At 64.7% G+C, this 10,190-nt stretch carries 9 protein-coding genes; 4 read left to right on the top strand and 5 right to left on the bottom strand.

The window, feature by feature from the left end; translation table 11 throughout:
- A partial coding sequence (gene hpnO, locus WCB02_RS09170; RefSeq protein ID WP_423957669.1) for an aminotransferase class III-fold pyridoxal phosphate-dependent enzyme occupies positions 1 to 931 on the top strand: 931 nt, incomplete at its 5' end.
- A 44-nt stretch (positions 932 to 975) separates the two neighbouring features.
- On the opposite strand, the gene WCB02_RS09165 is transcribed toward hpnO, so the two are convergent.
- From WCB02_RS09165 to WCB02_RS09150, 4 genes are all read right to left on the bottom strand, one after another.
- Complete coding sequence (locus WCB02_RS09165; protein WP_423957667.1) at positions 976 to 1,743, bottom strand: anti-sigma factor family protein; 768 nt, start codon at positions 1,741 to 1,743, stop codon at positions 976 to 978.
- The gene (locus tag WCB02_RS09160; protein WP_423957666.1) at positions 1,740 to 2,300 is read right to left on the bottom strand and encodes a sigma-70 family RNA polymerase sigma factor; all 561 of its coding nucleotides are present in this window, start codon (positions 2,298 to 2,300) and stop codon (positions 1,740 to 1,742) included. The genes WCB02_RS09165 and WCB02_RS09160 overlap by 4 nt, the downstream gene beginning before the upstream one ends.
- A 91-nt stretch (positions 2,301 to 2,391) precedes the next feature.
- Positions 2,392 to 2,733 carry a cupredoxin domain-containing protein gene (locus WCB02_RS09155; protein WP_423957664.1) on the bottom strand — a complete coding sequence of 114 codons (342 nt, stop codon included), beginning with the start codon at positions 2,731 to 2,733 and terminating at the stop codon, positions 2,392 to 2,394.
- A gap of 12 nt (positions 2,734 to 2,745) precedes the next feature.
- The gene (locus WCB02_RS09150) at positions 2,746 to 3,693 is read right to left on the bottom strand and encodes a metallophosphoesterase family protein (protein WP_423957663.1); all 948 of its coding nucleotides are present in this window, start codon (positions 3,691 to 3,693) and stop codon (positions 2,746 to 2,748) included.
- 275 nt (positions 3,694 to 3,968) lie between these two features.
- Between WCB02_RS09150 and WCB02_RS09145 the strand changes: the two genes are divergently transcribed.
- Positions 3,969 to 5,144 (top strand): acyltransferase family protein, encoded by a 1,176-nt coding sequence (locus tag WCB02_RS09145; protein WP_423957661.1) that lies wholly within the window; start codon positions 3,969 to 3,971, stop codon positions 5,142 to 5,144.
- Positions 5,145 to 5,458: 314 nt separating this feature from the next.
- On the top strand, positions 5,459 to 5,677 hold the full coding sequence (locus tag WCB02_RS09140; protein WP_423957660.1) for a hypothetical protein: 219 nt from the start codon (positions 5,459 to 5,461) through the stop codon (positions 5,675 to 5,677).
- Positions 5,678 to 5,795: 118 nt separating this feature from the next.
- Here the strand turns inward: WCB02_RS09140 and WCB02_RS09135 are convergent, their stop codons facing one another.
- Positions 5,796 to 8,702 (bottom strand): autotransporter outer membrane beta-barrel domain-containing protein, encoded by a 2,907-nt coding sequence (locus WCB02_RS09135; protein ID WP_423957659.1) that lies wholly within the window; start codon positions 8,700 to 8,702, stop codon positions 5,796 to 5,798.
- A gap of 315 nt (positions 8,703 to 9,017) precedes the next feature.
- On the opposite strand from WCB02_RS09135, the gene WCB02_RS09130 reads away from it, so the two are divergent.
- A complete protein-coding gene (locus WCB02_RS09130; protein WP_423957658.1) occupies positions 9,018 to 10,094 on the top strand; it encodes a TIGR03032 family protein in 1,077 nt (358 codons plus the stop codon).
- Positions 10,095 to 10,190 lie beyond the last annotated feature (96 nt).

Genomic DNA, 10,190 nt, shown 5'->3' with positions numbered 1-10,190 from the left:
CGGATTGTCCTACGTCGCGCTGTCGCTGACCGATGACGCCAATTTCCGCGGCGGCTTCGAGCCGCTGCTGCCGGGATGCACGTCGATCCCGTTCAATGATCTCGCAGCACTCGAGCAGGCGCTGTCGTCGCGCCAGGTCGCTGCCTTCATCGTCGAGCCGATCCAGGGCAAGGGCGTCAACATGCCCACCGAGGAATTCCTGCCGGGCGCCGCCGCGCTCTGCAAGAAATACGGCACCCTGTTCATCGCCGACGAAATCCAGACCGGGGTCGGCCGCACCGGAAGATTCCTGGCGGTCGAGCACTGGAATGTCGAGCCCGACATGGTGCTGCTCTCCAAGGCCTTGTCCGGCGGACATGTCCCGGTCGGCGCGCTGCTCACGCGCAAGAGCGTTTTCGACAAGATCTTCAATCAGATGGACCGCGCGGTGGTGCACGGCTCGACATTCGCCAAAAACGACTTGGCGATGGCGGCCGGGATCGCAACACTCGAGGTGCTCAAGTCTGAAAAGTTGATCGAGGCGGCCGCCAAGCGCGGCGCCGAGCTCAGGCTCGCGCTCACCCGCATGGTGCCGGGCTACGAGCTCTTGAAGGAGGTTCGCGGCAAGGGCCTGATGATCGGCGTCGAGTTCGGGCCGCCGAAATCGCTGCGCCTGAAGGCGTCCTGGAACGTGCTGGAGACTGCCAACAGGGGCCTGTTCTGCCAGCTCATCACGGTGCCGCTGTTCAAGGACCACAAGATCCTGACTCAGGTCTCCGGCCACGGCAGCCACACGATCAAGCTGCTGCCGCCCTTGACGATCACCGAAGAGGATTGCAACTGGATCGAGACGGCGTTCGATGCCGTGATCGCCTCCAGCCACAAGGTTCCGGGCGCGATCTGGTCGCTCGGCAAGACTCTGGTCGACAACGCGGTGCGTCGCTCGGCGTAGGTCGTCCAGGCGTGACGGCGCGCGCCTCGACTCTCGTCTGCATCTCAAGTCTCCTTGTTGGTTTGAATCGCGGCTTCGAATTTCTCGCCGAATTCGGCCAGCTCGGCGACGCCGACATCGCTGACCGCCCAGAAGTTCATGCCGCGCTCGCTCCAGGCGCGGATGTTGTAGCCCTGGATCATGTTGGTGGTGGCCGCGACATGCTCGGTGTTGTCGGATTTAGCCACGAACAGATTGATCACGTGGGCGCGGATCCGGTAGACGACGGCGCCGATCGGGCGGGAATCGACATAGTCGAGCCGGCCGCCCGCCAGCGTAAAGCCCTGTGGGCCGAGATCGATCACCGGCGGCGACAGGTCGAGCTTGCCGTTGAACCACGGCTTCACGGTGTGCTGGTCGGTGGACACCACGTCGATCAGATGTCCGGGCTGCAGCGAGCGCACATGCGCGGAGACGATTTCGGATTCGATCTGCTGCTGGTCGTCGTTGCGCAGCACGATGGCGACGAGGCCGGTCGCAGCCAATGCCGACACCGCCGAGCCCATCGCAAAACCGCGCAGCAAGGCGCGCCGGTTCGCAACGAGGCGCGGAGGCTGCGGCAGCGACGCCTCGATGCGCCGGCGCAGCGAGGCTGGCGCGGTGTAGCCGAGATCCATCGCTCCGATCGCCTCGTGCATCTGGCGATAGGTGACGAGATCGGCGGCGCAACGGGGACACCCCGCGATATGCGCTTCCACCTCGCGCGCGTGCCCGGCGTCGAGTTCGCCGTCGATCAGCGCGTGAAGCAGGATTTCAGCCTCGTCGCAGGTCATCTTGCTTGCTCCTGGTCCGCCATCCATGCCGAACGCAACATGGCGCGGGCGCGCGCGAGGCGGGACATCACGGTGCCGACCGGTGCCCCGACCGCAGCCGCGATCTCGCGGTACGAAAGATTATTGATCTCGCGCAAGACGAACGTCTCGCGGAAGGGTTCGGCCAGCGCGTCCACCAGCCTGCGGATCGCGGCGGCGTCGCGATCCTTCAGAATCTGCGCTTCCGGTGTCTCCTGCTCCTCGTGCCAGAGCGGCGCCTGTTCGGCGCCTTCGGCAGCATCATCGACCGCTGCGGCCGGCTGCGCCGCGCGCCTTGCATATTCCGCGTGGCAGACGTTGCGCAGGATGGCAAACAGCCAGGGCTTCATGGCGGGGCCTCGATAGCCGTCGAAATGCTTCAGCGCCCGCAAGTAGCACTCCTGAACCGCATCCTCGGCGTCGGCCGCATTGCGCAGCAGGTAACGCGCAAGGGTGCAGACGTCATCCAGATAGGGCAGCGCCGCGTCGCGAAAGCGCCGGGCCCTGTCGGGATCGTCGTGAGAACCTCTGGTCGGCATCGGCTGTTGCCCCGCTTCGGCGGAAGATGCACGCGCCCGGTCGGCTGGAGTCCACCGGCCGGGCGCGACTGTGATGCCTTGGATCGGACTGCTACTCAACCTTGACCATTCCCGTCATGTGGGGGTGCAGCGAACAAAAATACTTGTAGTCGCCGGCCGCCGTGAAGGTGAAGGTGAAAGTATTGTCGGTATCCAGGGCTTTCGACCTGAACTTGCCGGCCGACACCACTGTGTGAGGGATGTCGTCGTGGTTGGTCCAGGTGACGGTGTCGCCCACCTTCACCGTCAGATCCGGCGGCGAAAAGGTGAAGTTGTCGATTGTCACCTGGTGTTCCTCGGCGTGCGCGGAAGCGCCGCCGAGGAGGATGGCCGCAGCGATGACAAGAGATGCACCAAGATGGGTGCCAAGGCTGCGCGGAGCAGTGAACGTCATATTCGGATTCCCTTAGCCCTGCAGCGGCGTGTCGATGATCGCGAGGCGCTGGTCGCCCTGCTTGAAGTTGATGCTGGCGACGCCAAGCATGCCGCGCAGCTTGTCATCGGCGACCTTCATCGGCCCGGGCGAGGGCGCGGTGCCCGGCGCGGGTTGCGGGAACGCGGTCGAGCGCGCGGTGTGGAAGGTGACGGCGCCTTCGACCTTCTGCATCACCTGGTGGATGTGACCGTTCAGCACGGTCACCGAGCCGAAGCCCTTGAGGTATTCGAGCGCCTTGGCGCCGTCCTCGGTGCCCCAGCCCCACTCCGGATACACCGTCCAGAGCGGGATATGGGCAAACACCACCACGGGCGTGGATTTCGACTTGCCCTTGAGGTCGTCCTCGAGCCATTCGAGCTGCTCGGCGCCGAGATTGCCAAGGCCGCCGGCCTTCAGGTCGATCACGTTGACGAGGCCTATGAAGTGCACGCCGTCGGCGTCGAACGAGTAGTAGCCGGCGCCCTTGGTGCCCTTGCCGTAACGGTCCTTGTACAGCTTGACGTCCTCGTCGAGGAAGTCGTGCTCACCCGGCACGTAGTGCACGTCGAGGCCCGCCTGGGAGATGATGCGCTGGGCATCATCGAACTCGCTCACCTTCGACAGGTGGGAGATGTCGCCGGTGTGGATCATGAACGACGGCTTCTTCGGCATCGCCTTGACCTTGTTGATCGCCTCCTCGAGGGTGCCGAGCGCGTTCGGATTGGCCGGCTTGTCGAAGCCGACATGGCTGTCGCTGATCTGCATGAACGTCATGCCCGTCGGCTGCTCTGCGGCATTCGCGGCATCGACAAGACCCAGCGAATGCGGCACGCCGCCGGTGATCGTCCAGAGGACGCCGGTGCCGGCCCAGGTCATGCATTCCAGCACCTTGCGGCGGCTGACGCCGCGTTCTTCATCTTTGTGATCGGTTTCGCTCATCGCGCTCTCTCCATGGGACCCGTGATTGGGTTCCGGCGAGGTGATCGGGCGCGGAGGGGGTTTATTCCCGGGAGGTCGGGGCGGCCGGGACGCGGGATCGCACAGGGTTAATGACGTTTCCGTGAGCGGAAGCATGGCGAGGATCGTTCCGCCACGGAGCGCGCTGGGCACCCTTCTCAACCGGCGGGCAATCCATAAATCCCGAGCAAGACGTCGCGGCGAGGATGTCGTGGTGCCGGAGTCTGGCCGGAGCGGCGCGACGCGGTCGGGAACGGATGCAGGAGAGACCCGAAAGCAGCCAGAGCCTGATGGTCGCGGAGCGCATCGTTCCGCTCGATCGGGCGCGCACCTTCCTCACGTTCCTGGTGGTGCTGTACCACTCGGTCATCAACTACACGCATTTCGGGATCGGCGGCGATCGCATGCGCTGGCTCGGCTTCGATCTCATCGTGCTGTTCAACGACAGCTTCTTCATGGCCTGCATGTTCTTCATTTCCGGACTGTTCGTTCACGACAGTCTGGCGCGAAGGGGCGCGGCGAATTTTCTGTCCATCCGCGCCTGGCGTCTGGGCATACCTTATCTGGTGTCGATCTTTGTCCTGATGCCGATTGCCTATTTTCGCTACCAGTTTCCGGCCGCAAACGACGTCAATTTCCTTCATTTCTGGTGGCACATGCTGACGGTCGGCCCCTGGCCGTCAGGGTCGGCCTGGTTCTTATGGGTATTGCTGGCGCTTGACGCGATCGCGGGGCTGTTGTGGGCGGCAGCGCCGCGCGCGATCGAGGCGCTGGGGCGATGGGCTGCTGCTCGGTATGATCGGCCGATGGTCAGCTTCGCTGCGTTCCTGGTCTTCTCGATCGTCCTCTATCTGCCGCTGCGCCTGGAGTTTGGCGAGGCCTCGTGGTTCACGCCCGGTCACTATCCACTGCCCATTCAGATCAGTCGTATCCTGCTCTATGCCGGTTATTTCCTCGCCGGCGTCGTTGTCGGCTCGGCGGGGTTGAGAGTCGGGCTGCTCGCGGAAAAAGGCGAGGTCGCGAAGCGCTGGGTGGTTTGGCTTGCCTTTGCGCTCATCTTCTATGGCGCCATTCTGCTTCTGGTCTACGCGCACCATAAATGGATCGTGGACTTCAGGTCGCCGCCGCTCTGGTGGCACACGACTTACGCTCTTTGCTTTGCGATGTTCTGCGCCTCGATGACGTTCACGATTCCGGCGGTGTCTTTGCGCTTTGCGCGATCAAGGCTTTGGCTGCTCGACGTCATGCAGCCGTCGGCCTATGGCATCTATCTGCTGCACTTTGTGCCGCTGATCTGGTTGCAATACCTGGTTTACGATCCGGACTACCCGGCCTTTGTCAAATTCGCGATTGTCCTGACCGGCACGCTTTCGACAAGCTGGGGGCTGACCTTGCTGTTGCGGAAAATCCCGGTCGTAGCGCGTATGATCTGAATCGGGCACCCATCCTCCAGGATCATCGTCGTGCCCTTCTCGGGCGATCATCGCGGTCGGCGTATCGGTATGCCCCGGCGAGCGCGGCGTCGTCGTCTCCGACCTTGGGGGCGTGCAGGATTTCGGTGCGCGAGCGCCGTTTGCTGCATCGGCCGCCGCGCGGTGCGGATGGTGTCCGCCGCCACGTGGCGGTCTTGACGGGCCGGATGTCCGGAACCCGTCGACCGCAACAAACTGTCTTGCTCCTGTCAGCAAACTGTCAGGCGAATTGCGTAACCCCTTGTGGACTTTAATTGCCAGACCGGGAGAGAAATATGAGCGAACACAAGGGCGTAGAGCACCACACCAAGGCCGCCGAACACCACGAGCAGGCCGCCAAGCACCACCGCGAGGCCGCCAAGCATCATGAGGCCGGCGATCACGAAAAGGCAGCGCATCACGCCCACACCGCGCACGGCCATGCCAGCCACGCCGAGGAACATCACGCCGAGGCCAGCCGCCATCACGCCGAGACGCACGGCCAGCACGCCTAAAAAGCGGCTCTAAGGCCGTCCGTGAGGCATCTCGCCGTCCCTCCCGGAGGGAGGGGGCGGCTTGTCTATCACGCATCGTGCCGGATCATCGCCGCGCCGTTCTCGGCGATCACCGTCGTCACCACTGATATCTGGCGACCGCCTTGCCGGCGTAACTGGTGGAATTGCTGGAGAACTCGCCCTCGAAAGTGCCGGACAGCGAGAAGCCACTGCGCCATCTGACTTCTGCGGCCGCCGTGGTCAGCGCCTTGTCTGCCGACTGCGCCGCGCCGTTGACCACGAAGGAGGCGCCCGGCAGCGTCTGGAAGGTGGCGGCGATGGAGCGGTCGGTATTGTAGTCATGCGCCCAGGCGAAACGACCGCGCAGGGTCAGGATCGTATCCGGCAGCGTATCGACCAGAACGAAGGATTTGTCGGTGCGGAAGCCGAACTCGCTGCGCGGGGCGGTGACGCTCCTGGCGGCATAGGCCAGCGCGAAATTGCTGGTGCCGAGGGTGCTCTGTTCGGCGTAGGCCGGCAGGTCGACGGTGGTGAACTGGCCGGCCGCATAGGGCGTGATGCCGACGCCCATCCACGGGCTGACAAGACGGTAGCCGCCTTCGATCCGGCCCGACCAGGCATTGGCATTAAACTGTGCCTGCAACTGATCGATGCCGGCCAGCGTCACGGTGCGGTTGGTGGTGACATCCTGCCAGCCATAGCCCAGCGCGGCGGCGATATAGGCCGGTCCGATGGTATGCCGGACATAGGCGCCGGCCTGGAACAGGTCGGAGCGGCCGGTGCCGACACCGTTGGCGATGACGAAACCGGTGCCGCCGCCAGCGAGGGCGAAGCCGGCGATGGTGTTCGGCGTGATCAGGTAGTCGGCACCGACCACGGTGCCGGCGATGCGGCTGGTGGTCGAATTGCTTCCCGTGTCGGCGTTGCCATCGGTGGTCTGCGAACCGCCGAAACCCGCCACCCACACGTTCCAGCGTGCCGCGAAGCTTTGCGGCGGCGCCTTGGTGAACATCGCATAGGCGTCGCGCTCGGCGGCCGAACGCTGGCGTCCGCCGGAGGCATAGGCGCTTGGCTCGGCTTCGGCGGCGTAGCCGCTGACGCCGCCGCCCGGCGGCGATGCACCGCCTCGGCTGTAGGGGTCGAGCAGCAGGCCGACAAACTGGCCCATCGCATCGAAGGTGGCCTGCTGGGTGCCGGTCGCGCCCTCGCCGGTGAGCTGGTTGAGCACTTGGCGGTAGCCATCGAGTGAGGTGGGGCCGTTGAGCAGCAGGTTGAAGATCGGGCCGCCGAGCCCCGCGGTCTGCGCCACGCCGTTGAAGGCGTTGCCGAGCGAGGTCTGGTTGCCGTTGAGCCCGGGGGTCATGAAATTGATGCCGGCGCTCTTGACGACGACGTCATTGGCGTTGGGATAGACCAGCTGCGCCTGTAGCACTGGGCTTCCCAGCAATGACAGGCCGTTGTTGGTCGCGCCGCCTGCCGCCGACAGGATGGTCTGCTGCCAAGGCCCAAGCGCCAGGTTCTGGACCTGCAACTGCACCGCGCCGGCGAGGTTGGCCGTTCCGGATACATTGACGCGGTCGGCGGTGGCGCCGGCGATGTTGATGTCGGTGAGCAGCCGTCCGGTCGTGGTCTGCGTCAGATTGCCTGATAGCGTCGTGGTCTGGATCGTCCCGGCGCCGCCCGGTGACAGCGTGCCGGCATTGGTCAGCGTGTTGCCCGCGCCGAGATTGACGATGGTGGCGGCGTTGAACAAGCCTGTAGCCATGTTGTTGAAGGCGTTGGCACCGCTTCCTAGCGCGACATTGCCGGTCACAGTGCCGAAATTGTTGACCGTGTTGTTGCCCGGCCTGCCACGGAAGAAGTTTATGCCCTCGATTGCCAAGCCGGACAGCGCCGTTACCGTGCCGAAATTGGTCAGCGTGTTGTTGGTGCCGCCAGTGATCAGGACGCCCGCGCCGGAACCGCTGCCGTCGGACACCGTGCCCGATTTGACGGTGATCGCGATCGGGCCGCCGCTGCTGAGGGCTTCAATTCCGTACGTATGATTGCCCTTGGTGGCGATATTGCCGATCGAGGTCACCGTCACTGCGCCTCCAATGCTGGAGGCATAAATCCCTGTCGATCCAGCGCCCAGTGTGGTGATGTTGCCGGTCGAGGTCACCGTTACCGCGCCAGTGGTGCTGACGGCAAAAATCCCGCTGGACTGGTTGCCCGCGGTGGCGATGTTCGCGGTCGAATTTACCGTTACGCCGCCGCCGCCGCTGCTGGCAAGAATGCCGCTCGCATGGTCGCCCTGGGTGGTGATGGTGCCGGCCGAATTCACCGTCACCGGGGCGGCGCCAGTGCCGAGGGCAAAAATGCCATAGGCATAGGTGCCCTTGGTGGCGATGTTGCCGGTCGATGTCACCGCGACGGCGTCGGGGCCAGCGCCGCTGGCTTTCGCCAAAATCCCGCTCGCGTGATTGCCCGAGGTGGTGATGTTGCCGGTCGACGTCACCGTGATCGCGCCACCAGGAAAGGTGCTGACGGCGATCCCGACGCCATAGCTTCCCGTTGTGGTGATGTTGCCGGTCGAGATTACCGTGACTGCGCCGCTGCCGAGAGCCAAAATTCCGAAAGCTGTAGGACCGACGGTGGTGATGCCGAAGGCCCCGGTATTGCTGGTGATGGTGGCGTCGCCGCTGTTGGACGTGAACGCGATGCCGGGGATTCCGCTCGCTGGCGCGATGGCTTGGGTCAGGTTGTTGACGTCGAGCGTGTTGACCGGCGGGACTGGAAAATCGACGCCGCTGGCGATCCCGGCGGACTGATTGCCGCTGCAGATCGCAATTGTAGCGCCGCCGGATAGCGTGCAGGGGTCTGGCGCCGCCAGTGCCGGACCAGGAATCGCGAAAGACAGCGCGCCGGCCGCGGCCGTGCCGAGCAGCGCCTCGCGCCAGCTCAGGCCGGACCGACGTTCCAGCCCCAAGCTCAAGGTGGCCAAATGAGCGCGCTTGGTGGAAGCCGGCTTCGAATTGCTTTTCATTGCAAAGTCTCGTTCCGCTGGCGCTGCATCTGCTTGCAGGAGCCAAGCAAGCTGGTTGGACGAGACGGTAGTTGGATAAAGCTCTATAAGCCCATAAGCATGCACGTGAGAGGAAGATCAAGCTCGGTTAACCCGGGATATCGGATAGCTTGCGGTATTTTGCTGCCGGTGTACCTCACTCGACACACCCGCTGGCCCTAATTGCGCCGCCCGGGCACGTCGCGGGCGTTTCGGCAGGCGGTCGTGGGTTCTCGGAGCAGCCAGAGGCGGTTTGACCTTGCGTGTTTTCGGACCCCTCCCACAGAGAGGATACCATTGAGCACTGAATCAGCCGACGCTTCCGCCGCATCCCCGACCCTGCCGCAACTGACCCCCGCGCACATCGCCTGCTCGCGCGGCCTGCCCGACTGGCTCCGCGCCAACCACCTCAGCCTGGCCTTCACCTCGTACCAGACCGGGCGGCTCTATCTGGTCGGGGTCGACGAGGCGCAGCGGCTGGCAATTCATGAAGTGGGCACCGGCCGCGCCATGGGACTATGGGCCGACCCGCAGCGCCTGGTGCTGGCGACGCCGTTCCAGGTCTGGCGCTTCGAGAACGTTCTGGCCGCCGACCAGAGCGCGAACGGTGCCGACCGCTATTACGTGCCGCGCGTGGCCCACACCACCGGCGAGCTTGATATCCACGATGTCGGCGTGCTCGGCGACGGCCGCATCGTGTTCGTCAACACGCTGTATTCATGCCTGTCGCTGCTGTCGCCGGTGCACGCCTTCCGGGTGTTCTGGAAGCCGTCCTTCATCACGAAATTGGCGGCCGAGGACCGCTGCCATCTCAATGGCCTTGCGGTCAGGGACGGCGAGGCGGCTTTCGTGACGGCGACCAGCCGCAGCGACGTGGTCAATGGCTGGCGCGCTCGTCGCGCCGAAGGCGGCGTCGTGATCGACGTGGCGAGCGGCGCCATCGTCACCGAAAAACTGTCGATGCCGCATTCGCCGCGCTGGCACCAAAACCAGCTCTGGGTGCTTAATTCCGGTAGCGGACATCTCGGCACCGTCGATCTCGCCAGCGGCAATTTCGCGCCGCGTGCGTTCTGCCCCGGCTTCCTACGCGGATTGGCGTTCCACAACGGCCATGCCGTGGTCGGCCTGTCGCTGTCCCGCGACGGCTCGTTCTCGGGGCTTGCGCTCGACGACGAACTGAAGAAGCGCGATGCCGACGGCTGGTGCGGCCTGCAGATCGTGAACCTCGGCTCCGGCGACATCGTGCAATGGATCCGCATCGAGGGCGCAGTGACCGAACTGTACGACGTCGCGGTGTTGCCCGGGGTACGCCGGCCGATGGCGGCCTCGTTCACCGGCGCCGAGATCGCCGAGCCCCTGACCTTCGAGGCGTGAGCCGGCCTATCGCTTATCCTCCAGCATCATCGCCGCGCCCTTTTCCGCGATCATCGCGGTCGGCGTGTTGGTGTTGCCCGAGGTGATGGTCGGCAT

Origin of the sequence: Bradyrhizobium sp. (assembly GCF_049581145.1) — a bacterium.
In the GTDB taxonomy this organism is placed as follows: Bacteria; Pseudomonadota; Alphaproteobacteria; order Rhizobiales; family Xanthobacteraceae; genus Bradyrhizobium.
The sequence above is the reverse complement of the archived record's forward strand: the minus strand, read 5'-3'. Positions and strand labels throughout refer to the sequence as shown.